Here is a 24,153-nt window from a genome sequence, read left to right on the forward strand (position 1 = left end):
CCTTGTTGGCGGAATCGGTCACGGCAGACGGGCCAGCAGTTCGCGGGCCTGGTTCTGGCAGTGCAGGTCGCCGCCTTCGGCCACTTCCTGCAGCAGCATGCGCGCGGTCTGCGCATCGCCCAGGTCGAGATAGGCGATGGCCAGTTCCAGCCGCTCCTGGCCCGCGCGGGGTGACCAGCCGGCATCACTGCCCGGCGCGGCGACGTCTTCGTGCGCGGCCCCGGCCGGCAGGTCATGCAACGCCGCGCTGGAATGCACGTTGTCCTGCGCCTCGGCCGGCAGGTCGAACACGCCGCGGAACTGCGGCTGCTGTTCGGCCTGCAGCGCGTAGTCCGGTACCACCACATCGATGGGGGCCGCCGGCGCGTCCGGCTCATCCCGCACGGATGCAACCGGCCCCCGTCGTCCTGTGCGGCCACGGGCTCGTCCCAGCGTGGCAGATCGGTCACCGCCGCAGGCAGTTCCACCACCTGTTCATCGCGCAGCGTCTGCGCCTGCCATTCGGCCGGGGCAGCGGTGCCGGCGACCGGTTCGCCGCCCACCTCGTCCTGCACCTCCACCTCGGTCGCCCAGGCCGGCATCGCCGGCTCGTGGCGGCCTCCGTCGGCCACCGCCGACGACCAGGAGGACTGCTCGGCCAGCGTATCCAGTGCTGCACCGGCCGGTACCGCTGCGGCCAGACCGGCGGCATCGTCTTCTTCGCGCAGCGGCGGCAGCGGCGACGGTTTGCGACGGCGCAGCAGCCAGGCTGCGGCGGCCGCCAGCAGCAGCACCGGCAGGCCCAGCCAGTACCACGGGGTGGCCGCGTCACGTGACTCCGGCGCCTGTGCCAGCCGCTGCTGTGCGGCGGCCAGGTCGTTGTCCTTCATCGCGATCAGCGATTGCTGCTGTTCCTTCAGTTTTTCCAGATCGGCCACACGCTGCTTCAGCTCACCAATCTCGGCATCGCGGGTGGCGATGTCCTCGCGGGCCTGGCGCAGTTGTTCGTTGCCCAGCATGTCACCCTCGCTGCCGGCACCGGTGCCGGTGGTTGTGCCCGCGTGCGCGGCGTCGGAGGCCAGCGCCGGGGCGATTTCAAGTCGTGCCCCGTTGGCCGCAGCCGGGGAGGAAGCGTCTGCTGTGGCTGCCTTGGCAACCGGTGCGACGGTACCGGCGGGCTGCGGCACGGTACGTGCCTGGCGCCACTGCGCGGTGTGCTCGCGCACCAGCGCGGCGGCCTCGCCTGCATCGATCGCGGCCACTGCATCGGTACCCGGCATGCGCAGCACCGCGCCCTGCTTGAGCAGATTCACGTTGCCGCGGATGAAGGCCTCCGGATTGGCACGCAGCAGGGCGATCATCGCGCGGTCGCGGCTGACCTGGCTGCCGCGCGCGACCGTGGCGGCGATCTGCGACAGCGTCTGGCCGCGCTGCACGGTGAGGCTGCCATCGGCCGCAATCGATGCCGATGCCGGTGCCGGTGCCGAGCGCGACGCTGCCGGCGCCACCCGGGCGGCCGCTGCACGGGCCGGTTCGGCCTGGGTAGCCGGCGTGGGGGCCGGCTCACGGGCGATGGTGTTGGACAGGGTCCCTGCCGGGGCAACAATCTCCGGTTCGGCAACGGCCAGCGCACTGGCCGGCGCGTCAACCAGCGCCGAATACTCGCGCACCAGCCGGCCCTGGCCCCAGTCGGCCTCGATCAGGAAACTCAACGACGGGGTCTCGACCGGCGCCTGCGAAGTCACCCGTACCACCGCCCTGCCCTGCGCATTGCGGGTCAACTCGAACTGCAGCTCGCTGACCAGCCCGCTGGGCCGCTGCAGGCCGACACGTTCGAAGGTGACCGGCGAGGCCAGCGCAACGCGCAGGTTCTCCAGCTCGGAGGGGTCGGCCGAGACCACCGGGATCTCGGCCAGCAATGGCTGGCCGGGCTTGGACAGGACACGGATGTCGCCCAGACCGAGGGCGAGCGCCGAACTGCTGGCCAGGGCCAGCAGCGCAGCGGAAAGATAGGTGAGCGGACGCTTCGCGCCCTTGGCCCGTTTATTCATGGGCGACACTATAAAGCGTGCGGACCGGGGTCCGCACCCACCGATGGCGATACCCGGTAGAGTCGAGCTTGCTCGACTGCACGGCCCGAGCGGAGCAGTCGAGCCAGTCAGTCGAGCATGGCTCGACTCTACAGCGCGTGTGATCAGCGCGCTTCGGCGGCGACCAGCTCGGCCAGCTGCACGGCGTTCAATGCCGCGCCCTTGCGCACATTGTCCGACACGATCCACAGGTTCAGGCCGCGCGGGTGCGACAGGTCCTCACGGATACGGCCGACATACACCGCATCGGTACCCGAGGCATGGGTGACCGGGGTCGGGTAACCACCGGCTTCGTGGCGATCCACCACTTCGATGCCAGGCGACTGCTCCAGCAGTGCGCGCGCTTCGGCCACGGTCACCTTGTCGCGGGTTTCGATCGCCACCGATTCGGAGTGGCCGTAGAACACCGGCACGCGCACGGCGGTCGGGTTCACCAGGATGCTCTCGTCGCCGAGGATCTTGCGGGTTTCCCAGACCAGCTTCATCTCTTCCTTGGTGAAGCCATTGTCCTGGAAGTCGTCGATGTGCGGGATCAGGTTGAAGGCGATCTGCACCGGGAAGCGCTGCGGATCGATCTCCTGGAAGCTCAACAGCTGGCCGGTCTGCTTGCCCAGTTCCTCCAGCGCCGAACGGCCGCCGCCGGACACCGACTGGTAGGTGGAGACGTTGATGCGCTCGATGCCGTACTTGCGGTGCAGCGGCGCCAGCGCCACCAGCATCTGCATGGTCGAGCAGTTGGGGTTGGCGATGATGCCGCGCGGGCGGTTGCCGATCTGGTCCGGGTTGACCTCGGACACCACCAGCGGCACGTCATCGTCGTAACGGAAGGCCGAGGAATTGTCGATCACCACCGCACCGGCGGCGGCGAACTTCGGCGCGTATTCCTTGGACACGCTGCCACCGGCCGAGAACAGGGCGATCTGGACACCACTCGGATCGAACGTAGCCAGGTCCTGGATCTTGATCTTCTGGCCGTTGAACTCGACTTCGCCACCGGCCGAACGCTCCGAAGCGAGCAGGCTCAGGGTGCCGACCGGGAAATCACGTTCGGCCAGGATGGCCAGCATGGTCTCGCCGACCGCACCGGTGGCGCCGACGATGGCGACGTGGAAACTGCGCTGTGCATTGCTCATGGGGGAACTCTCACGAAAACGGGAATGGGAAAATCGTGCACGACAGCTGGGTTCGGGGAACCTCCTCAAGCGGGACGCGCGGAGGTTCCCTATCGTTTGCCGGTTTTTTTGCCCAGGGTCACGCGCGCAGCCAGGGCCGCGTCCGCGTTGATCGCGCTCGGCATATGCGCCGCGTCACCGGCCAGACCGAGGCCGGCCAGCAGGTTGTCCACGGCCAGCTGCACCATCGCCGTACGCGTGGCCAGCGAGGCGCTGCCGATATGCGGGGTCAGCACCACGTTGCGCAGCGCCAGCAGTTCCGGGCGCACCGCCGGTTCGCCCTCGTAGACGTCCAGACCGGCGGCGGCCAGACGGCCGTTGGCCAGCGCATCGGCCAGCGCCAGCTCGTCAACGATGCCGCCGCGGGCGATGTTCACCAGGGTGGCAGAGGACTTCATCTTCGCCAGCGCCGCCGCGTCGATGATGTGATGCGAGGCCGGGGTGTACGGCAGCACGGTGAGCAGGTGGTCGGACTGTGCCAGCAGCGTGTCCAGGTCCACATAGGATGCGCCAAGCGCGGCCTCGGTCTCGGCCGGCAGGCGCGAACGGTTGTGGTACAGCACCTTCATGCCGAAACCGTGGGCACCACGGCGGGCGATGCCCTGGCCGATGCGGCCCATGCCGAGAATACCCAGCGTGCTGCCGTGGATGTCGGCGCCGAGCATGGTCTGGAACGACCACTGCTGCCACTGCCCTTGGCGCAGCCAGCGCTCGGATTCGGTGATGCGGCGCGCAGTGGCCATCAGCAGCGCGAAACCAAGATCGGCCGTGGTCTCGGTCAACACGTCCGGCGTGTTGCTGGCGAGGATGCCGGCGGCGCTCAGCGCATCGACATCCAGATTGTTATAGCCGACGCCGACATTGGCGATCACCTGCAGCTGCGCGGCGTCGGCCACCTGGGCCGCACCGATGCGCTCGTTGAGGGTGATGATCGCGCCATCGGCGCCGGCCAGCTGTTCGGCGATCTGCGCAGGCGACCAGGCGGTAACGGTGTCGGTGACGCGCAGCTGCACGCGATCGCGCAGCGGCGCGATGGCCGCGTCGATCAGCGGCTGGCTCACCCACACCGTCGGCCGCGTGTCAGCCATCGATGCGCCCGGGAATGCGCGGGGTGATCGTGCCGACATCGCCGCACTGCGCGCGATGGCGCAGTGCCTGATCCATCAGCACCAGCGCCATCATCGCCTCGGCGATGGGGGTGGCGCGGATGCCGACGCAGGGGTCGTGACGGCCGGTGGTGACCACTTCCACCACATTGCCTTCGGTATCCAGCGACGGACCCGGCAGGCGCAGGCTGGAGGTCGGCTTCAGGACGATCGAGGCGACCACCGGCTGGCCGGTGGAAATGCCGCCGAGGATGCCGCCGGCATGATTGCTGGCAAAGCCCTGCGGGGTCAGCAGATCACGGTGCTCGGTGCCCTTCTGCGCAGCGCTGGCAAAGCCATCGCCGATCTCCACGCCCTTCACTGCATTGATGCTCATCAGCGCGGCGGCGAGGTCGCCATCGAGCTTGCCGTAGATCGGTTCGCCCCAGCCCGGCGGCACGTTGTCGGCCACCACGTCCACGCGCGCACCGACCGAGTCACCGGACTTGCGCAGCGCATCCATGTACGCCTCCAGCTGCGGCACCTGTTCGGCGTGCGGCCAGAAGAACGGGTTGTCTTCCACCGCCGACCAGTCGAAACCGGCCGGGGTGATCTCGCCCAGCTGTGACAGGTAGCCCCGCACAGTCACGCCGAAGCGTTCTGCCAGCCACTTCTTGGCGACCACGCCGGCGGCTACGCGCATGGTGGTTTCGCGCGCCGAAGAGCGGCCACCACCGCGCGGATCGCGGATGCCGTACTTGTGCCAGTAGCTGTAGTCGGCATGACCCGGGCGGAACTGCTGGCCGATGTTGGCGTAGTCCTTGCTGCGCTGGTCGGTGTTGCGGATCAGCAGCGCGATCGGGGTGCCGGTGGTCAGCCCCTCGTACACGCCGGACAGGATCTCGACCTCGTCGGCCTCGCGCCGCGCCGAGGTGTGCCGGCTCTTGCCGGTGGCACGGCGCTGCAGGTCGTGGGTGAATTCGGCCGCGTCCAGCGCCAGCCCCGGCGGGCAGCCATCGATCACGCAGCCGATGGCCGGCCCGTGCGACTCGCCGAACGTGGTGACGGTGAACAGCTTGCCGAACGAATTGGAGCTCACGGGCGCTGCGCCGCCAGATCGGTGATGCGCGCGCTGTGCGCGATCAGCTCGCGGCACTCCACTGCGAAGATGCCCATCTGGCCGACCTTGAATTCGATCCAGGAGAAGTCGACTTCCGGCAGCAGCTTGATCAAGTGCTGTTCGGATTCGCCCACTTCGCAGATCAGCAGGCCGTCTTCGCTCAGGTGCAGCGGGGCGTCGCGCAGGATCTTCAGCACCAGGTCCAGGCCGTCATCACCGGCACGCAGGCCCATTTCCGGCTCGTAGGAGTATTCCTGCGGCAGGGCATCGGTCTCGTCATTGGTGACGTAGGGCGGATTGGTGACGATCAGCTCGTAGTGGCGACCGGTCAGACCGCTGAACAGGTCGGACTTGATCAGGCTGACGTTGTGCGCCTGCAGGCGCTCCTTGTTCTCTTCGGCCAGCGACAGCGCGTCATCACTCAGGTCCACGCCGTCCACTTCCCAGTTCGGGTAGTAGTGGCCCATGGCGATGGCGATGCAACCCGAGCCGGTGCACAGGTCCAGCGCGCGGTGCACATCGCGGCCGGCCAGCCACGGCTCGAAGCCGCACTCGATCAGCTCGGCGATCGGCGAACGCGGCACCAGGGCGCGCGCATCGCTCTTGAAGCTGAGGCCGGCAAACCAGGCCTCGCCGGTCAGGTAGGCGGCCGGAATGCGCTCGTCGATGCGGCGCTGGAACAGCTCCAGCACGCGCAGCTTCTCGGCCTGCAGCAGGCGCGCCTGGCCGTAGGCCGGGCCGAGGTCGTGCGGCAGGTGCAGGCTGTGCAGCACCAGCTGGGTGGCCTCGTCCAGGGCGTTGTCGTAGCTGTGGCCGAAGGTCAGCCCGGCTTCATTGAAACGGCTGGTGCCGTAGCGGATCAGATCGATGATCGTGTGGAGTTCGGCGGCCGTTTCAGCGGTCATGGCGGTACTGCGGGCAAAGTGGCCCCCGATTATAGGGGCTGGCGTCGGCGCCGGCATCCGTTGCTGAGGAAACGATCAGGCCGCAGCCGGTATAGTGGAGCCCATTTCGCGCGGGGGCCCCCATGTTCAATCGCAACGCCGGCATCATCCTGCTGATCGCCCTGGCGGCAGGCCTGGGCCTGCTGGCCGCCCAGCAGGTGTTCGCGCCGAAGCCCCCGGCCAACGCCCCGGCCACCGAAGCGATCACGCTGTACCCGCAGCCGCGTGCACTGCCCGACTTCAACCTGGCCCAGTCCGACGGCACGCGCCTGATTCCGGGCGAACTGAAGGGCCATTGGACCCTGGTGTTCCTGGGCTTCACCTTCTGCCCGGACGTCTGCCCGACCACCCTGGCCGAACTGGCTGGCGCGCAGAACCAGTGGGAAGCCCTGCCAGACACGCTGCGCCCGCGCGTGCTGTTCATCTCGGTCGACCCGGACCGCGACAGCGCCACCCGCCTGGGCGAGTACGTGCACGGCTTCCACAAGGACACCCTGGCCGCCACCGCCGACATTCCTTCGCTGGAGCGCTTTGCCACCTCGCTGGGCTTCGTGTTCCAGAAGGTGCCGGGCAAGCACTTCGACGAGAACCCCGAGGATTACACCGTCGAGCATTCGGCCAGCCTGGCCGTGCTCGACCCGCAGGGCCGCCTGGCCGGCCTGGTGCGCCCCCGTTCAACGCGCCGGCGATCGCCCGCGACCTGCAGAAGCTGACCGAGAAAACCGCCCCATGAGCCTCACCACCGCCCTGACGTACGCCCTGCCCCACCGCCTGCTGTCCTCGATGGCGCGTTCGCTGGCGTACTCGGACGATCCGCGCGTGTCGCGCTGGCTGATCGACACCGTCACCCGCAAGTTCAACGTCAACCTGGACGAAGCGGCCAATCCGGACCCGCGCAGCTACCCGACCTTCAACCAGTTCTTCACCCGTGCGCTGAAGCCGGGCGCGCGCGTGGCCGATGCCGATCCGCGCAGCGTGGTGATGCCGGCCGACGGCCGCATCAGCCAGCTGGGGAAGATCGAGGCCGGCCGCATTTTCCAGGCCAAGGGCCAATCGTTCACCGCCGCCGAGCTGCTGGGCAGCGACGAGGATGCCAAGCCGTACAACGACGGCCTGTATGCCACGGTGTACCTGTCGCCACGCGACTACCACCGCGTGCACATGCCGTGGACCGGCACCCTGCGCGAAACCGTGCACGTGCCGGGCCGTCTGTTCAGCGTGGGCCCGGCGGCAGTGAACGGCGTGCCCCGCCTGTTCGCCCGCAACGAGCGCCTGGTCTGCCATTTCGATACCAGCTTCGGCCCGATGGTGAGCGTGATGGTGGGGGCGCTGCTGGTGTCGGGCGTGGAAACGGTCTGGAGTGGCGAAGAGATTCCCGCTTACGGCGACCGCATCACCCGCAAGGACTACCGTGGCCAGGGCATCGTGCTGGAGCGCTTCGCCGAGATGGCGCGCTTCAACTACGGCTCGACCGTGATCGTACTGTTGCCGCCGGGCGTGGCCGAGTTCGCCCCGCAGCTGGGCGCAGAAAGCCCGGTGCAGCTGGGCCAGGCGCTGGCAAAACTGCGCTGACCTGGCTCTTGCCCGGGCACGGAATGCCGGCCAGCGGCCGGCACTACCAGGTTCGTAGAGTCGAGCTTGCTCGACTGCCGACGTAGACAGCCGAGCATGGGCTCGGCTCTACAGAAATCGATCCGTTATTGCAGAGCCGGGGCCGGGCCGACGTCCATGCCGTCGTAGTCCTCCACGCCATGTTCGGCGGCCAGCGCTGCGAATTCCTGGTTGCGGCGGTCCAGCGAGGCTTCGTCGTGGATCTCCACGCGCTCCACATGCAGCACGTGGAACGGCGCGTCACCTTCTTCCGGTTCCTGCTCGAACAGGTCAACGAAGCTGTAGCCCTGGGCCTGCAGGTGCTCGGCCAGGGCCTGCAGCGGCGCCGCGCTGGAGTGGACGAAGAAGTACCCCCACAGCAATGGGCCGTTGATGTCCCAGTCGGTGTTTTCGCGGAGGTTGGCAAACAGGTTGCGGGTGGCTTCAAGGTCCATGCGGGTTCCGGAGGTCGGGGGAATTACTTGTCACAGCCCTGCAGCTTCAGCGTCTGGCCGTGGCGCAGGCTGTAGGCCGGCGCCTTGAGGCCATTGGCGCGGGCCAGGGTCGGCACGTCGCACTGGAACCTGGCAGCGATGGCGCCCAGGGTCTCGCCCCTGCCCACCTTGTGGCTGCGCACCGGCTTCGGGCGTGCGGCCGGGCGCGGCGTCGCCACCGTGGCCACCGGCGTGGTCGGCACGCTGGTCGACGCTGCGGCATCGGCCACCGGCACCACGCCGCCCACCGCCACGCTGCCGGTGTAGCTGGCCGCAGTCGGGCGCACGATTGCCGCGTTCAGATCGGCGGTGATCAGGGTCCGCGCCAGATCGGCGCGCGGGCCGCTGACGCAGTTGCGCTGGTACAGGCCAGCGATGCGGGTGGTGGCGTTGATCAGCGTGCCAGCCGGAATCCAGCCGTCGGCCTCATACCGCGGGTTGAGGTTGCGCAATGCGCGCATGTAGCCATCGCGGGTGCCGTGGCTGCCCAGGCAGATGGTCAGTTCGTAGATGGTGGTGGACTTGGCCAGGCGCAGCGTGGCCGGCTGCGCACTGATCTTCGGGAACTCCACGCCGTACTGCTGCGGGTGCAGGAAGATCCAGGCGGCGGCGATCACCATCGGCACATAGTCCTTGGTCTCGCCCGGGAACTGGTTGTAGACGCTGTCGGTCCAGAAGCTCTGGCCACCGCTCTGCTTGAACACGCGCGCGGCCCGGCCTTCGCCACCGTTGTAGGCGGCCACCGACATTTCCACGTTGTTGTTCAGTTCGCGCAGGCGCTCGTTGAGGTAGCTGGCGCTGGCCTCGGCGGCGCTGCGTGCATCAAAGCGCGTATCGAAGCCGGTGCCGTCCGGGCCCAGGCCGAAGCGGCGGCCGGTGGCCGGCATGAACTGCATCAGGCCCGCCGCACCGGCGCGCGAAGACGCGTGCACGCGGCCGTTGGATTCCTTGGCCATGATGCCGAACAGCAGCGCTTCGGGCAGGCCGCGCTTTTCCCATTCCGGCCACATCACCGCGCGCAGGTTCTGGTAGTTCTCGTAGCTGGTCAGCAGCGCCGGGCGCATGTCGGTCAGCCAGCGGCGGATGCCGGCCTGCACCGCCGGGTTGTATTCGACCATGGTGTCGAAGGCGTGCCGCTTGTCGTTCAACAGCGCGGCGGCACGGGCCGCCTCGGGCACGTCGGCGGTGAGCGGGCCGATATGGTCGGGGTCGGCCTCCAGGCGGTCACCGCCCTCGTCGGCCACGTCATCGCCGGCTGCGGCGTCGGCATCGTGCTTGAGCAGGCGCTTGTAGCTGGCCAGCAGGGTGCCCATCTGGCAGCCCTTCTGCTTCACGCAGTCGTTGAGGACGTCTTCCATGTCCTCCAGCGCGGCGTCGGCCTCGTTGCTGCCCTTGGGGTCGGCGTTGGCGACCCGCAGCAGGGCGTCGCTGTACCGCTTCTCGGCGGCGGCCATGCGCTGCTGCAGCGCATCCACCTTCACCTTGTCCCGGGCCGAAACCCGCTGTGCATGGGCGTCGGGTGCCAGGGAAACCAGGCCGGCCAGGGCCAGCAGCGGCCAACCACGGGAAATCAGGACAGGAACGGGCATTGATGGCACTGTGTGCGAAACAGGCAGGCAGAGTAGCGGCGCCGCCAAGGTCCGGGCAAGCGGACCTTCGGACCGTCACCGCCGGCGGTTAACATTGGGCTATTCACCACAAGGGCTGGACCATGGATCCGATTCTGCTCGGCAAAGGCATCACCGACGATGTGGCCGTCACCCTGCTGCCGAAACTCGGCAACCGTCACGGCCTGGTGGCCGGCGCCACCGGTACCGGCAAGACGGTGACCCTGATGACCCTGGCCGAGGGCTTCTCGCGGCTGGGCGTGCCGGTGTTCCTGGCCGATGTGAAGGGTGATGTGTCGGGCCTGGCCGTGCCGGGTACCGGCGCCGAGAACCTGCTCAAGCGCGCCGCCGAGATCGGCGTGGCCGACTATGCGCCGACCGCCAGCCCGGCCATCTTCTGGGACCTGTACGGCAAGCTCGGCCACCCGGTGCGCACCACCGTGAGCGAAATGGGGCCGACCCTGCTCTCGCGCATCCTGGAACTGAATGACACCCAGGCCGGCGTGCTCGACATCGTATTCAAGCTGGCCGACGACCGTGGCCTGCTGCTGCTGGACATGGACGACCTGCGTGCGCTGCTCGGCCTGGTCGCCGAGGAACGCAAGGACATCTCCACCGAGTATGGGCTGGTCAGCGCGCAGTCGATCGCGGCGATCCAGCGCGCGGTGCTGCGCCTGGCGCAGGATGGTGGCGAGAATTTCTTCGGCGAGCCGGCGCTGGAACTGGCCGACATCATGCGGGTCAACCACGATGGGCGCGGCGTGATCGGCATCCTCGCCGCCGACCAGCTGGTGCTCAAGCCCAAGCTGTATTCGACCTTCCTGCTGTGGCTGCTGTCGGAACTGTTCGAACAGTTGCCGGAAGTGGGCGACCTGGACAAGCCGAAGCTGGTCTTCATCTTCGACGAGGCCCACCTGCTGTTCGATGACGCACCCGCCTCGCTGGTGCAGCGCATCGAGCAGGTGGTGCGGCTGATCCGCTCCAAGGGCGTGGGCGTGTACTTCTGCTCGCAGTTCCCCGACGACGTGCCCGGCAACATTCTTGGCCAGCTCGGCAACCGCGTGCAGCATGCATTGCGTGCGTTCACCCCGCGCGACCAGAAGGCGGTGAAGACCGCCGCCGAGACCTTCGTGCCGAATCCGAAACTGGATGTGGCCAAGGTGCTGAGCCAGCTCGGCACCGGCGAGGCGCTGGTGTCCACGCTGCAGGACAAGGGCGTGCCGATGCCGGTGCAGCAGACGATGATCGCCCCGCCGCGCTGCCGGATGGGGCCGGTCACCGACGCCGAACGTGCGCAGGTACGCGCCGGCAGCCCAGTCGGCAGCCGCTACGACACCGCAATCAACCGCGAATCGGCCGCCGAACTGCTGGCCCAGCGCGCACAGAAGACGGTCGAGCAGGCGCAGGCCCCGGCCGCGCGCAGCCGCGAGCAGGACGATGCGCAGGAAGGCGGATTCGGCCAGTCGATCAAGGATGCGATCTTCGGCACCAAGCGCCGCCAGGGCATGATCGAGACCATGGCCAAGCAGACCACGCGCACCGTCGGCACCAAGCTGGGCAACCAGATCGTGCGCGGCATCCTCGGCGGCATTTTCGGCGGCAAGCGCTGAGATCGCTTCATGGGGTCAGAGCCCTTTCCGTGGGAAAGGGATCTGACCCCGGGTCGGATCCCTTCCGCAAGGAAGGGCTCCGACCCCATCGTTCCCCCTGAAAAGAAGTCTTACCGCATGTCCCGTTGGCGTCCCCCCGCAGAGAAAAGCACCGCCCTGATCACCGCCTCCGGGCACGCACGCCTGAAGGCCGAGCTGGATGAGCTCTGGCGCGTGCGCCGTCCAGAAGTGGTCAAGGCGCTGGCCGCCGCGGCCGCGGAAGGCGATCGTTCCGAGAACGCCGAATACACCTATCGCAAGAAGCAGCTGGGCGAGATCGACCGCCGCGTGCGCTACCTGACCAAGCGGCTGGAATCGCTGCGCGTGGTCGACACCACGCCGACCGATCCGCAAGCGGTGTTCTTCGGCGCATGGGTGGAACTGGAGAACGTGGACAGCGGTGACACCACGCGGTACCGCATTGTTGGCCCGGACGAGACCGACGCGGGGCTGGGCTGGATCAGCATCGATTCGCCGCTGGCGCGGGCGTTGCTGAAAAAGCGCCTGGATGACGAGTTCTCGGTGGAGCTGCCCGGCGGGCAGTTCACCTTCGCGGTGATCGGCGTGGAATACGAGCCGTTGTAGAGTCGAGCTTGCTCGACTGCGTCGCCGTTGTAGAGCCGAGCCCACGCTCGGCTGCACCTGCCACCAGTCGAGCAAGCTCGACTCTACGCATCAGGCCAGTCGAGCAAGCTCGACTCTACGCATCAGGCCAGTCGAGCAAGCTCGACGCTACAAAGGCGGCGGGTAGTGGCGCCCCGCGCGCAGCGGGCGGAAGTAATCGGTGTTGGCATGGAAGGCGGCGTCCTGCCCCTCGTGCCAGCCCGGGATGCCGGCCAGCGGCAGCGGTCGCAGCTGCAACGGATCGGTCAGCACCCGGCCCTCGCGGATGGCCGCAGCAACTTCGGCGATACAGGCATCGTCATCGTCGCCCTGCACCACCACGCATTTGCCGACCAGCAGGCGGCCCGGCAGCAACGCCTGTTCCATCAGCGCATGACCGAACACCGCCGCGACGGCCACAACGCCGCTTCGCCAGTGCATCGGTTCAAACAGCGTTGGCCAGTCGTGTGCATCCCATGCCGCCAGCACTCTCTCATCGCGCACCCGCGCGATCACGCCGCTTTCGTCGAACTGGGTCAACGCGGCCTGAGCGCGATTGCGCTGACCTGCTGGCATGGCCTCGATATGCAGGCACTGCTGCACATTGAGCACATGCTTGAGCTGCCGATGGCGTGCCCAGGCCAGCGCATTGAACAGGTCATGCCAGTTGTCGGCGCGGGTGGCAATGCATCCCTGTGCGATGCGCGCCTCGTAGTGCAGGCCGTCGGCCAGCAACGCGGCATCCTGTTCAACCAGGCGCTTGCCCGGCACGGCCAGGCGTGCATCAAGCGCCGCGATGGAGGGCCATGCCGTACCGTCCAGCAGGTCGCGGAAGTCCTGCATGCCGGCAAACAGCGGGTGCGCGAACAGCCGTGGATCGACCGCTGCGCGTGGCGGCGGTACGAAGCGCCGTGAACCGCCGTCGTCACCGGTGGCGGTCGGCACCGTGGTCACAGCACCTTGAGGTCGAACGCCGGACGCGCGGCGGCGGCCAAGGCATCGCCGTACAGGTCGTGCTCGTCGCTCTCGGTGATTTCCACGTCGACGAACTCGCCCACCCGCAGCGGAACCTGGTCGGCGTTCTGGATATGCACCAGACCGTCGATCTCCGGCGCATCGGCCTTGGAGCGGGCCACCGCGATGTCACCCTCGATGGCATCGACCAGGCACTGCTGCACGGTCCCGACCTTGGCTTCCAGGCGCGCGGCGGAAATCTGCGCCTGCTTTTCCATGAAACGGGCCAGGCGTTCCTGCTTCACCGCTTCCGGCACGGCATCGGGCAGGTCGTTGGCGGTGGCCCCCTCGACCGGCGAGTAGGCAAATGCACCGACGCGGTCCAGCTGTGCCTCGTCCAGGAACGACAGCAGTTCTTCGAACTCGGCTTCGGTCTCGCCCGGGAAGCCGACGATGAAGGTCGAACGCACGGTGATGTCCGGCGCGATGCGGCGCCAGTTCTGCACGCGCTCGAGGGTTTTCTCGACCGCGCCGGGGCGCTTCATCAGGCGCAGGATGCGCGGACTGGCGTGCTGGAACGGGATATCCAGGTACGGCAGGATGCGATTCTCGGCCATCAGCGGCACCACCTCGTCCACGTGCGGATACGGGTAGACATAGTGCATGCGGACCCACGCATCCAGCTCCGACAGGCCTTCGCACAGTGCCTTCAGGCGGGTCTGGTAGGCCTTGTTGCGCCACATCTTCTCGGCGTACTTCACGTCCACGCCATAGGCCGAGGTGTCCTGGGAGACCACCAGCAGCTCGCGCACGCCGCCGCGCACAAGGCGCTCGGCCTCGCGCAGCACTTCATCGACCGGGCGCGAAACCAGCTTGCCGCGCATCGACGGGATGATGCAGAAGCTGCACTTGTGGTTGCAGCCCTCGGAAATCTTCAGGTAGGCGTAGTGACGCGGGGTCAGCTTGATGCCGTAGTCGGGCACCAGGTCCACGAACGGATCGTGCTTGGGCGGCAGCGCTTCGTGCACCGCTTCCATCACGCTCTGGTAATCCTGCGGACCGGACACCGCCAGCACGTTCGGGTACGCCTCGCGGATCTGCTCCGGGCGCTTGCCCAGGCAGCCGGTGACGATCACCTTGCCGTTCTGGTTCATCGCCTCGCCGATGGCGTCCAGCGACTCGGTCACCGCCGAATCGATGAAGCCGCAGGTGTTGACCACCACCACGTCGGCCGAATCGTAGGACGGGACGATGTCATAGCCCTCCGAGCGGAGCTGGGTAAGGATGCGCTCGGAATCGACAAGGGCCTTCGGGCAGCCAAGGCTGACGAAGCCGACTTTGGGGTTCAGCTGGGACATGGAATCGCGGGACTCTGGGGGCCTGGGCCCCTGCCGGCATGGCAGGGGGTCCTGGGGGCCGGGGCCTGAAAGGGCGCCAGTATACCGGGGTTGGGGCCGCGCCCTGAATCGCCAGCCGCCCGATGCTGCACAGCCGCTGACGCCGCGCTAACCCGCGCACCACCGACAATGCAGCCCTGTCCCCTGCAACTGAGGTAGATGACGATGGCCGAGTGGATCACCCTGGATACGCACCATGGCCCGGTGCGGGCCTGGCAGGCCCTGCCGGAGGGCACCCCGCGCGGCGGCCTGGTGGTGGTGCAGGAAATCTTCGGCGCCAACCCGCATATCCGCGGCGTGGCCGAGCGTTTCGCTGCCGAAGGCTACGCGGTGCTCGCCCCCTCGTTCTTCGACCTGGTCGATGGCGCCGATGCCGATCCGGACGCCCTGCCCTATGATGCCGACGGCGTGAAACAGGGCCTGGAACGGGTGGCAGCGCTGGGCATGGAGAAGGCACTGGAAGTGGTCCGCGCGGCAGCCACGCGGCTGGCCCCCTACGGCAAGGTCGGCACCGTCGGCTACTGCTGGGGTGGCACGGTGGCGATGCTGTCCGCAGTGCGCCTGGGGCTGCCGTCGGTCAGCTACTACGGTGCGCGCAACGTGCAGTTCCTCGACGAAACGCCCAAGGCCCCGGTGATCTTCCACTTCGGTGCCCAGGACCGCAGCATCCCGCCGGAAGCCGTCCAGGCCCACCGCGAGAAGCTGCCGCAGATGGCCACCTACGTCTATCCGGCCGACCATGCCTTCAACCGGGAGGTCGGACATGCGTATGATCCAGACAGCGCCGCCCTGGCGCTGCAACGCACCCTGGACTTCTTCTCGGAGCATCTTGGATGAGCGAATTCGAACTCGATTCACGCCTGGCCACCGATAGCGTGCTGGTGGCCGAAGGACCGTTGTCGCAAGTGCGGCTGATGAACGACGAACGATTCCCCTGGCTGGTGCTGGTACCGCGCCTGGCGGGGGTGACCGAGTGGATCGAGCTGGACGGCGAGCAGCAGGACAAGCTGCGCACCGAGCTCAACCGCGCCTGCAAGGCCCTGAAGGGCGCCGACGGGGTGGAAAAGATCAACATCGGGGCGCTGGGCAACATCGTGCGCCAGCTGCATTTCCATGTGATCGGCCGCCATGACGGTGATCCGGCGTGGCCGGGCCCGGTCTGGGGCAGCGGCCCGGCGCACCGCTACGAGCCGGCCGCACTGGACCAGCATGTCGCCTACTGGAAGGAACGGCTAGGATATCAGGCCCAGTCCTGAGCCCTTGCCGACCCGATGCGATTCAATCTCGTTGCCGCCATCCTGCTGATCCTGATCGGACTGTTCATGCTCGCCAGCAATCTGGGCTGGACGCACCTGAACCTGTCCCGGCTGCTGATGACCTGGTGGCCGGTGGCCCTGGTGGGTGTCGGCATCGCGATGCTGTTCGGTCGCGGCAAATAAGGAAGGCGGCGCATTGCGCCGCCTTCGTTCATGTAGAGCCGAGCCATGCTCGGCTGCCCTGCCAGCAAGCCGAGCATGGCCCGGCGCAACCGCTCAGGTCCGCGGCAGGGTGACCCCGGTCTGGCCCTGGTACTTGCCACCGCGGTCACGGTAGGAGGTCTCGCAGACGTCATCGGCAGCGGCCTGGAAGAACAGCATCTGCGCCACGCCTTCGTTGGCGTAGATGCGCGCCGGCAACGGCGTGGTGTTGCTGAATTCCAGCGTGACGTGGCCTTCCCACTCCGGCTCCAGCGGCGTCACGTTGACGATGATGCCGCAGCGCGCGTAGGTGCTCTTGCCCAGGCACACCACCAGGGTATCGCGCGGAATGCGGAAGTACTCGACGGTACGCGCCAGCGCGAAACTGTTCGGCGGGATGATGCATTCGTCGCCGACGATATCGACGAAGCTGCCCGGATCGAAGTGCTTGGGATCGACGATGGTGGAGTTGATGTTGGTGAACACCTTGAACTCGCGCGAGCAGCGCACGTCGTAGCCGTAGCTGGAGGTGCCGTAGCTGACGATGCGCTCGCCGTTGGCCTGCTTGACCTGCCCGGCCTCGAACGGCTCGATCATGCCGTGCTGTTCGGACATGCGGCGGATCCAACGGTCACTCTTGATGCTCATGCTTTGTCCTGGGGGTACGAGGGGGCGCGAGGATTCTAGCAGGGGGCCGGCGCCTGCCGGCGGCCCCTGCCCGGGCACTTACAGCAGCGACGACAGGATCGGGATCGAGGCCCGCGGGCGCTTGCCGACTTCCTCGATCAGGCGCTGCGCGGCATGGCGGTAGGCCTGGGCCGGTGCCGAATCCGGCTGGGCCACGGTGATCGGGGTGCCAGCGTCGCCCTGTTCGCGGATGCCGATCTGCAGCGGCAGCGAACCCAGCAGCGGCACGCCGTACTGGGCGGCCATGCGCTCGCCGCCGCCCTCGCCGAACAGGTGTTCAACATGGCCGCAGCTGCTGCAGGTGTGTACCGCCATGTTCTCGACGATACCCAGCACCGGCACCTCGACCTTCTCGAACATCTTCAACGCCTTCTTCGCATCCAGCGTGGCGATGTCCTGCGGCGTGGTGACGATCACCGCCCCGGCCAGCGGAATCTTCTGGGTCAGGGTCAGCTGGATGTCACCGGTACCCGGCGGCAGGTCGATCAGCAGGAAATCCAGGTCGTCCCACAGGGTGTCGTTGAACAGCTGGGTCATCGCCGAGGTGGCCATCGGGCCGCGCCAGATCATCGGCGTGTCTTCCTCGATCAGGTAGCCGATGGACATGGTGTCCACGCCGAATGCACGCAGCGGCTCGATGCTCTTGTTGTCCGGGCTTTCCGGGCGGCCGGACAGGCCCAGCATGGCCGGCACGCTGGGGCCGTAGATATCGGCGTCGAGCACGCCGACGCGGGCCCCCAGCTGCTGCAGCGCCACGGCCAGATTGACCGCCGTGGTGGATTTGCCGACGCCGCCCTTGCCCGAGCCCACCGCGATGACGTTGCGGATGCGGGCATGCGGCGTCAGTCCCTTCTGGACCTGGCTGGCATGGGGACGGCGGGGAGAACTGTTCACAACGGGCACCGGCGGGATCGGAAGGAGTAACCCCGCATCATACAAGCTGGATGCAACCTGACTGAAATTCAGGATTGCGACAGATTCGTCCACGGATTGTTAAGTTCATGTTACGTTCGCCGCGCACTGTTTCCAGGCCTCGGGGCTGGTTGTCCAGCCCGCGCGACGGCGTATGCGCAGTGCCGTTTTTGTTTTTGCTCTTATTGGAACTACATGAAACACTTCAGCAATACCGCACGTCGCAGTACGCTCTCCGTCGCCCTGATTTCCGCCCTGATGGCCGCCGCACCGGCCATGGCCCAGGACAAGGCGACCAACCTGGACAAGATCACCGTCACCGGTTCGCTGATTCCGCAGACCCAGGTTGAAACCCAGACCCCGGTGATGTCCATCACCGCCGAAGACATCCAGACCCGCGGCTTCAGCAGTGTTGCTGAAGTGCTGCAGCAGTCCTCGCTGACCACCGGCGGCCTGCAGGGCGGCCAGACCTCGGGCGCCTTCACCCAGGGCGCCGAAGCGGCCGGCATGTTCGGCCTGAACCCGGGCTACACCAAGTACCTGATCAACGGCCGCCCGATGCTTTCGTATCCGGCGCTGTACAACGGCAGCGAGTCGTTCAACAACATCAGCGGCATTCCGATCGACATCGTCGAGCGCATCGAAGTGCTGCCGGGCGGCCAGTCCTCGCTGTACGGCTCGGACGCGATCGCCGGCGTGGTCAACATCATCCTGAAGGAGCGCATGGACGGCGGCACGATGACCGTCCGTGGCGGCACCTACACCGAAGGTGGTGGTGGCAACATCCGCTTCAGCGCCGCCAAGGGCTTCAACGCGTTCGACGACCGCTTCCACGCGCTGGTCAACGTGCAGATCGAAAACGGCAGCCCGATCTGGGGCTACCAGCGTGACATCACCAAGCAGAACAACCCGGTCGGCTACACCGCACAGGTGCCGTCGAACGACTTCGCCGTCATCACCAACGCCGACAACAAGCTGCTGATGATGGACCCCAGCCGCTGCGCCAACGTGGCCGGCCTGTATGACGGCACCACCACCGTCGGCAAGCGTGCTTCGGGCGAATCGTGCGGTTCGGTGTACAGCGCCGGCTACAAGACCCTGAAGAACGGCAAGAACAGTGGCCAGTTCTACTCGTCGATGACCTTCGACGTGAACGACAACTTCCAGCTGTTCGCCGACGTGCTGTACAGCAAGGAAAAACCGAATTCACCACCGGCTCCAGCGCCCTGTGGTGGGGTACCAAGTCGGTGATGGGCGGCTTCTACGACCAGGGCCTGGGCAAGGTGGTGAACCTGCAGCGCGCCTTCGCACCGGAAGAAATCGGCCCGGGCCACTACAACAACATCCTCAATTCCGATGAAAGCCGTTCCTACCAGGTCACCCTGGGTGGCAAGGGCATGGTCGGCGACTGGGATTACAGCGCCAGCTTCACCCGTGGCGAATACCGCCTGGACCAGAACCGCTTCGCACGCTGGAAGGACAAGATCGAAGGCTTCTTCGGCGACACCGTGCTGGGCCCGCGCCTGGGCACCACCGCCGATGGTTTCGGCATCTACAACCCGAACTACGCCGCGTTCTACTCGCCGATCACCCCGGACCAGTTCGCCAGCTTCACCGGCTACGGCACCCACCGCAGCAAGACCTGGCAGAACCTGGGCCGCGTGCAGGTGACCAACGGTTCGCTGTTCTCGCTGCCGGGCGGCGACGCCGGCCTGGCCGTGGTGCTGGAAGGCGGCAGTGAAGGCTGGGACTACTCGCCGGACCAGGCCTTCATCGATGGCAACGCCTGGGGCGCGAGCGCCGTGGCCGGTGCCGGCCACCGCAGCAACTACGCGGTGACCAGCGAACTGCGCATGCCGGTGTTCGAATCGCTGACCATCAGCGCCTCGGGCCGCTATGACGCCTTCAAGATCGCCGACAAGACCGTGGACAAGGCCACCTACAGCCTGGGCCTGGAATACCGTCCGATCGAAAGCCTGCTGCTGCGCGGCAAGTACGGCACCGCGTTCCGCGCGCCGACCCTGTCCGATGCCTTCCAGGGCATGAGCGGTTCGTTCGCCTCCGGCCAGAACGACTACTACCGCTGCAGCCAGCTGAACTACGCGCTGCATGACGACGCCTGCTCGTTCTACAAGACCACCTCGGTGTACAGCGAAAAGTCCGGCAACCCGGACCTGAAGCCGATCACCGCCGACGTGTGGAGCGCAGGCGTGGTGTGGGCCCCGGTGAGCAACTTCTCGCTGTCGGTGGACTACTACAACTGGAAGATCAAGAACGAGGTCAAGACCCTGAGCACCGACCAGCTGCTGCTGGCCGAGTACCAGTGCCGCAATGGCCTGCCGAACAACACCTCGGCCAGCTGCCAGAACGTGACCGACTGGGTGAGCCGTGACGCCGCCGGCAACCTCACCCGCGTGTACACGCCCAAGCTCAACGTCGCCAGCCAGAACCTGCAGGCGGTGACCGTCGGTGCCAAGTACCAGCAGGACATCGGCCGCTTCGGCTCGCTGATGTTCTCGGGCAACTACACCAACATGCTCAAGCGTGAAGTGGAGCCGCTGCCCGGCGCCAAGAAGCTGGACCTGCTGAGCGATCCGTACAACATGTGGTACTACGACAACTTCGCCAAGGTCCGCGGCGACGTGTCGGTGGCCTGGGCGATCTCCAGGTTCACCACCACCGTGTACGCCAACTACGTCGGCAGCACCCCGAACTACCTGGCCTACACCGGCCGCAGCTATGACTACGTCCACTCCTCCGGCGCCAAGGCCGGCAAGTGGGGCTCGTACACCACCTACAACATGAGCCTGAACTACCAGGCGCAGGATGATCTGACCCTGTCGCTGATGGTCAACAACGTGTTCAACAAGCTGCCCGAGGGCCAGCGCTACAACTACCCGGGCAACGAATCGACCCCGTTCAACAGCGGCTTCTACAGCGTGTACGGCCGCCAGATCTCGGCCCAGGTCAAGTACGACTTCTGATCCCGTCGTTTTCCGGACTTCGTGTCCGGGCCAGGCCCCGCTTCGGCGGGGCCTTTTTTGCCTGCGATCTGGCCGAACCCGCTTGTTCAGAATCCAGACACCTTCGATCACGCCCGGAACAATTCAAAACAGATCAATGAGATATGCAGAAATCGACGTGCTTTGTCGCAGTCAGGACGGCGCGTGACGCACAGCTCCATGACTGCATGATGAACGTTTGACAGCCTTGGTTAATGTCGTGTTAATCTCGGATCATCGGCACGTGAAGCCGGTACCAGCGCCGGGCGGCGGCACGCTGCCGACACCGGGCAAGGGGCACACGGAGACGTCGACAAGGACCAGTCCCGGTGTACGACGCAATCATTCGATTCAAGGGGATTTCAGATGATCAATCGCAAGTCGCTCAGCAAGCATCCGCTGAGCTTCGCCCTCGCCTCTGCCGTGCTGCTCGCCGCAGCCGCCCCGGCGATCGCACAGGACGCCTCCAGCACGACGCAGACCGAGGAAGCGCCCAAGTCGAAGGCCACCAACCTGGACACGGTGACCGTCACCGGTTCGCGCATCAGCCGCGACGTGTTCAACTCGGTTTCGCCGGTGCAGGTCGTCACCCGTGAAGAGACCACCCTGGCCGGCTTCAACTCGACCACCGCCGCCCTGCAGAGCACGGCGGTCACCGCCGGTGCGGCACAGATCAACAACGCCTACGGCGGCTACGTCACCGACGGCGGCCCGGGCGCCAATACCCTGGGCCTGCGCGGCCTCGGTCCGACCCGCACCCTGATCCTGCTCAACGGCCGCCGCGTATCGCCGGCCGGTACCCGCGGCTCGGTCGGCTCGACCGACCTGAACGTGCTGCCGAATTCGATCGTCGACCGCGTCGAGATCCTGAAGGACGGCGCCTCGTCCATCTACGGCTCCGACGCCGTGGCAGGCGTGATCAACATCATCACCAAGACCAAGGTCGACGGTGTCACCTTCGAAGCGCAGCACAACGCCACCGACGGTGGCGGCGGTGAAGAGCGCCGTTACTCGATCATGTTCGGCTCCACCGGCGAGCGTTCGCACTTCTCCGGTTCGTACGAGTACTACACCCGCAACGAACTGACCCTGGCCGACCGCAGCTGGGCCGGCGGCTGCCCGACCGACATGTACCGTGACATCGAGGCCGGCGACTCCTGGGGCAGCGGTGACTTCATCGATCCGCTGACCGGCAAGCCCAAGTGCTGGTCGCTCGATGCCGGCGGCACCACCCTGAACACCATCGGCACCAACACCCGTACCGGTGTGGCGGCCCCGGGCGGCGCCGGCACCCGCTTCAACCGCTGGCGCCCGAACGCGGCGATCACCACCGGCCTGGTCGGCTACGAAGGCGTGGACCTGAACACCCGCGACACCTTCGACCCGGCCATGCGCAACGAGTCGCTGATCTCGCCGACCAAGACCCATACCCTGTACTTCCAGGGCGGCTTCGACCTCAATGCACTGGGTGATGCCGAGCTGTACTACGAGTTCCTGGGCAACAAGCGCAAGTCGACCCAGACCGGCTACCGCCAGCTGACCCTGGACTACGCCGTGGGCAGCCCGCTGATCCCGGCCAACCTGCGTGACAGCGTGGCCGGCGCCCCGACCGACCAGACCAGCGGCAAGAACCTGGGCGTGCGTGCGTTCATCGGCTTCGGCAACGACACCAACAAGCAGAACGTCGACTTCCTGCGCTTCAATGCCGGCCTGCGTGGTCACCTGAGCTCGGAGTGGAACTATGACTTCAACGTCATGCACGCCCGCAGCGACGCCGACTACACCTTCGAAAGCTTCCTGACCAGCCGCCTGCGCCAGAGCCTGGACGTGGTCTCCAACGGCGCCGGTGGCTATGTCTGCCGCGACGCTTCCAACGGCTGCATCGCCGCGCCGGCGCTGAACACCAACACCATCGGCGGCAAGCTGCCGCAGGACTGGAAGGACTGGGTGTTCGTGCCGGTCACCGGCAACACGCTGTACAAGGAAACCACGGTCAACTTCAACGTCAACGGTCCGCTGTTCGACATGCCCTACGGCTCGGCCGGCGGCGCGTTCGGCGTCGAGTACCGCAAGGCACGCATCGACGACACCCCGTCGCCGTACTCGATCAATGCCGACCTGTACAACCTGACCAACGCCACCCCGACCCGCGGTTCGGACTCGGTGCTTGAAGCCTACGGCGAACTGGAACTGCCGCTGCTGTCCGGCGTCACCGCTGCCGAGGAACTGACGGTCAACCTGTCCGGCCGCTACACCGACTACAAGTCCTACGGCTCGGATGAGACCTACAAGATCGGCGCGCTGTGGACCCCGGTGAAGTGGCTGTCGTTCCGTGCGTCGTACGGCACCTCCTACCGCGCACCGGCCCTGTTCGAACAGTTCCTGGGCGGCACCACCGGCTTCCTGAGCAGCAGCGCCGACCCCTGCAACGAATACGGTGATCGCAACCCGAGCTCGCCGCGCTACCAGAACTGCGCATCGCTGGGCCTGGCGCCGGACTACCTGGCCACCCAGGGCGTGACCGTGGTTACCCAGGGTGGTGCCGAGGCCGGCCTGGAAGCCGAAACCTCCAAGGCCAAGACCCTGGGCGTGGTGATCCAGCCGGAATTCGGCAGTGGTTTCGGTGACCTGTCCTTCGCCGCCGACTACTTCGACATCGAAGTGAAGAACGGCGTCGACAGCGCGGGCGGTGCGAACATCCTGTCGCGCTGCTACGACAGCGGCAGTGCCGACTTCGCCTCCGGTTCGGGCCTGTGCCGCCTGGTGGCGCGCAACCCGGTCAACAACCAGCTGGTGGTGACCAACGGCTTCATCAACCTGTCCACCGACAAGGTCCGCGGCCTGGACTTCACCACCCGCTATGTCCGCGAAATCGGCCCGGGCACCCTGCGCACCACGCTGCAGTTCACCCACTACCTGGAACAGGCCAGCAAGGTCTTCTCCGACGATCCGCTGGTGGACTACAACGGCATGCTGTCGCGTCCGGAAAACACCGCCTCGCTGGACCTGAGCTACAAGTGGAAGAACTGGCAGGTGCGTTACGGCCTGGACTGGATCGACAAGATGGACAGCTACGCGTACTACGAGGAGCGCAACCCGGGTGACTTCGATCCGGCCACCTCGGCGTACAAGCTGTACACCCCGAACTACTTCCTGCAGGCCATCTCGGTGAAGTATGAAGCGGACAAGTGGTCGGTCACCGGTGGCGTGCGCAACTTCGCCGACCGCAAGCCGCCGACCATCTCCCAGGGCATCTACAGCACCGTCGGCAACGCGCTGCTGTACAGCGGCTTCGACTACTTCGGTCGCAGCTACTTCCTGAACATCACGCGTTCGTTCTGATCCTGCTCCCTGCAACCGCCGCCCTTCGGGGCGGCGGTTCCATTTCCGGCACTGCCTTTTCCGCAGGCA

Annotated in this window: 17 protein-coding genes and 3 pseudogenes; 9 read left to right on the forward strand and 11 right to left on the reverse strand. The window is 66.7% G+C overall.

Annotation, left to right across the window (positions count from 1 at the left end; genetic code table 11):
* Positions 1-18: 18 nt before the first annotated feature.
* The 5 genes and pseudogenes from N4G47_RS13515 to prmB all read right to left on the reverse strand — a co-directional run bounded on the left by N4G47_RS13515 (position 19) and on the right by prmB (position 6,351).
* Positions 19-2,030, reverse strand: a pseudogene (locus N4G47_RS13515) (FimV/HubP family polar landmark protein).
* 143 nt (positions 2,031-2,173) lie between these two features.
* On the reverse strand, positions 2,174-3,202 hold the full coding sequence (locus N4G47_RS13520; RefSeq protein ID WP_475287743.1) for an aspartate-semialdehyde dehydrogenase: 1,029 nt from the start codon (positions 3,200-3,202) through the stop codon (positions 2,174-2,176).
* 89 nt (positions 3,203-3,291) lie between these two features.
* On the reverse strand, positions 3,292-4,329 hold the full coding sequence (locus tag N4G47_RS13525; RefSeq protein ID WP_475287746.1) for a 2-hydroxyacid dehydrogenase: 1,038 nt from the start codon (positions 4,327-4,329) through the stop codon (positions 3,292-3,294).
* The gene (gene aroC, locus N4G47_RS13530) at positions 4,322-5,425 is read right to left on the reverse strand and encodes a chorismate synthase (protein ID WP_475287749.1); all 1,104 of its coding nucleotides are present in this window, start codon (positions 5,423-5,425) and stop codon (positions 4,322-4,324) included. Before aroC ends, N4G47_RS13525 begins: the two co-directional genes overlap by 8 nt.
* Positions 5,422-6,351, reverse strand: coding sequence for a 50S ribosomal protein L3 N(5)-glutamine methyltransferase (prmB, locus tag N4G47_RS13535; protein WP_475287752.1), 930 nt, complete (start codon positions 6,349-6,351; stop codon positions 5,422-5,424). The genes aroC and prmB overlap by 4 nt, the downstream gene beginning before the upstream one ends.
* 122 nt (positions 6,352-6,473) lie before the next feature.
* Here prmB and N4G47_RS13540 point away from each other — a divergent pair.
* A pseudogene (locus tag N4G47_RS13540) lies at positions 6,474-7,123 on the forward strand (SCO family protein).
* The gene (gene asd / locus N4G47_RS13545) at positions 7,120-7,962 is read left to right on the forward strand and encodes an archaetidylserine decarboxylase (protein ID WP_475287753.1); all 843 of its coding nucleotides are present in this window, start codon (positions 7,120-7,122) and stop codon (positions 7,960-7,962) included. Before N4G47_RS13540 ends, asd begins: the two are co-directional and overlap by 4 nt.
* A gap of 125 nt (positions 7,963-8,087) precedes the next feature.
* Here asd and N4G47_RS13550 read toward each other — a convergent pair whose 3' ends face one another.
* Positions 8,088-8,435, reverse strand: coding sequence for a ribonuclease E inhibitor RraB (locus tag N4G47_RS13550; RefSeq protein WP_249843316.1), 348 nt, complete (start codon positions 8,433-8,435; stop codon positions 8,088-8,090).
* A gap of 23 nt (positions 8,436-8,458) precedes the next feature.
* Positions 8,459-10,063, reverse strand: coding sequence for a transglycosylase SLT domain-containing protein (locus tag N4G47_RS13555; RefSeq protein WP_107231089.1), 1,605 nt, complete (start codon positions 10,061-10,063; stop codon positions 8,459-8,461).
* 122 nt (positions 10,064-10,185) lie between these two features.
* Here N4G47_RS13555 and N4G47_RS13560 point away from each other — a divergent pair, with 122 nt between their 5' ends.
* Positions 10,186-11,691, forward strand: a complete 1,506-nt coding sequence (locus tag N4G47_RS13560; RefSeq protein WP_475287758.1) for a helicase HerA-like domain-containing protein — start codon at positions 10,186-10,188, stop codon at positions 11,689-11,691.
* A gap of 117 nt (positions 11,692-11,808) precedes the next feature.
* Positions 11,809-12,315 carry a transcription elongation factor GreB gene (greB, locus tag N4G47_RS13565; protein WP_107231091.1) on the forward strand — a complete coding sequence of 169 codons (507 nt, stop codon included), beginning with the start codon at positions 11,809-11,811 and terminating at the stop codon, positions 12,313-12,315.
* Positions 12,316-12,462: 147 nt separating this feature from the next.
* Here greB and N4G47_RS13570 read toward each other — a convergent pair whose 3' ends face one another.
* Positions 12,463-13,287 (reverse strand): DUF3025 domain-containing protein, encoded by an 825-nt coding sequence (locus N4G47_RS13570; RefSeq protein WP_475287762.1) that lies wholly within the window; start codon positions 13,285-13,287, stop codon positions 12,463-12,465.
* Positions 13,284-14,645, reverse strand: a complete 1,362-nt coding sequence (rimO, locus tag N4G47_RS13575) for a 30S ribosomal protein S12 methylthiotransferase RimO (RefSeq protein ID WP_249843311.1) — start codon at positions 14,643-14,645, stop codon at positions 13,284-13,286. The genes N4G47_RS13570 and rimO overlap by 4 nt, the downstream gene beginning before the upstream one ends.
* 204 nt (positions 14,646-14,849) lie before the next feature.
* On the opposite strand from rimO, the gene N4G47_RS13580 reads away from it, so the two are divergent.
* From N4G47_RS13580 to N4G47_RS13590, 3 genes are read left to right on the forward strand one after another with little or no spacing between them, the layout of a single operon-like run.
* Positions 14,850-15,521: a dienelactone hydrolase family protein gene (locus tag N4G47_RS13580; RefSeq protein WP_475287766.1), complete on the forward strand. Its 672-nt coding sequence runs from the start codon at positions 14,850-14,852 to the stop codon at positions 15,519-15,521.
* Positions 15,518-15,940: an HIT domain-containing protein gene (locus tag N4G47_RS13585; RefSeq protein WP_057495924.1), complete on the forward strand. Its 423-nt coding sequence runs from the start codon at positions 15,518-15,520 to the stop codon at positions 15,938-15,940. Before N4G47_RS13580 ends, N4G47_RS13585 begins: the two co-directional genes overlap by 4 nt.
* Positions 15,941-15,955: 15 nt before the next feature.
* Positions 15,956-16,123: a LiaI-LiaF-like domain-containing protein gene (locus tag N4G47_RS13590; RefSeq protein WP_181358735.1), complete on the forward strand. Its 168-nt coding sequence runs from the start codon at positions 15,956-15,958 to the stop codon at positions 16,121-16,123.
* Between the two features lie 93 nt (positions 16,124-16,216).
* Here the strand turns inward: N4G47_RS13590 and dcd are convergent, their stop codons facing one another.
* Positions 16,217-16,789, reverse strand: coding sequence for a dCTP deaminase (dcd, locus tag N4G47_RS13595; protein ID WP_012511735.1), 573 nt, complete (start codon positions 16,787-16,789; stop codon positions 16,217-16,219).
* Positions 16,790-16,867: 78 nt separating this feature from the next.
* Positions 16,868-17,722: an iron-sulfur cluster carrier protein ApbC gene (apbC, locus tag N4G47_RS13600; protein ID WP_006381643.1), complete on the reverse strand. Its 855-nt coding sequence runs from the start codon at positions 17,720-17,722 to the stop codon at positions 16,868-16,870.
* Positions 17,723-17,935: 213 nt separating this feature from the next.
* Here apbC and N4G47_RS13605 point away from each other — a divergent pair.
* Together N4G47_RS13605 and N4G47_RS13610 are read left to right on the forward strand one after the other, a co-directional pair.
* Positions 17,936-20,724, forward strand: a pseudogene (locus tag N4G47_RS13605) (TonB-dependent receptor domain-containing protein).
* Positions 20,725-21,108: 384 nt separating this feature from the next.
* Positions 21,109-24,084 carry a TonB-dependent receptor plug domain-containing protein gene (locus tag N4G47_RS13610; protein WP_249843308.1) on the forward strand — a complete coding sequence of 992 codons (2,976 nt, stop codon included), beginning with the start codon at positions 21,109-21,111 and terminating at the stop codon, positions 24,082-24,084.
* Positions 24,085-24,153 lie beyond the last annotated feature (69 nt).

It is taken from the genome of Stenotrophomonas sp. GSD10 (assembly GCF_056172695.1).

Excerpts from the sequence above, each read along its gene's own strand:
- N4G47_RS13520 (WP_475287743.1), bottom strand. The coding sequence starts at position 3,202 with ATGAGCAATGCACAGCGCAGTTTCCACGTCGCCATCGTCGGCGCCACC.
- N4G47_RS13525 (WP_475287746.1), bottom strand. The coding sequence starts at position 4,329 with ATGGCTGACACGCGGCCGACGGTGTGGGTGAGCCAGCCGCTGATCGAC.
- prmB (WP_475287752.1), bottom strand. The coding sequence starts at position 6,351 with ATGACCGCTGAAACGGCCGCCGAACTCCACACGATCATCGATCTGATC.
- asd (WP_475287753.1), top strand. The coding sequence starts at position 7,120 with ATGAGCCTCACCACCGCCCTGACGTACGCCCTGCCCCACCGCCTGCTG.
- N4G47_RS13550 (WP_249843316.1), bottom strand. The coding sequence starts at position 8,435 with ATGGACCTTGAAGCCACCCGCAACCTGTTTGCCAACCTCCGCGAAAAC.
- N4G47_RS13555 (WP_107231089.1), bottom strand. The coding sequence starts at position 10,063 with ATGCCCGTTCCTGTCCTGATTTCCCGTGGTTGGCCGCTGCTGGCCCTG.
- N4G47_RS13560 (WP_475287758.1), top strand. The coding sequence starts at position 10,186 with ATGGATCCGATTCTGCTCGGCAAAGGCATCACCGACGATGTGGCCGTC.
- greB (WP_107231091.1), top strand. The coding sequence starts at position 11,809 with ATGTCCCGTTGGCGTCCCCCCGCAGAGAAAAGCACCGCCCTGATCACC.
- rimO (WP_249843311.1), bottom strand. The coding sequence starts at position 14,645 with ATGTCCCAGCTGAACCCCAAAGTCGGCTTCGTCAGCCTTGGCTGCCCG.
- N4G47_RS13580 (WP_475287766.1), top strand. The coding sequence starts at position 14,850 with ATGGCCGAGTGGATCACCCTGGATACGCACCATGGCCCGGTGCGGGCC.
- N4G47_RS13585 (WP_057495924.1), top strand. The coding sequence starts at position 15,518 with ATGAGCGAATTCGAACTCGATTCACGCCTGGCCACCGATAGCGTGCTG.
- N4G47_RS13590 (WP_181358735.1), top strand. The coding sequence starts at position 15,956 with ATGCGATTCAATCTCGTTGCCGCCATCCTGCTGATCCTGATCGGACTG.
- dcd (WP_012511735.1), bottom strand. The coding sequence starts at position 16,789 with ATGAGCATCAAGAGTGACCGTTGGATCCGCCGCATGTCCGAACAGCAC.
- N4G47_RS13610 (WP_249843308.1), top strand. The coding sequence starts at position 21,109 with ATGATCAATCGCAAGTCGCTCAGCAAGCATCCGCTGAGCTTCGCCCTC.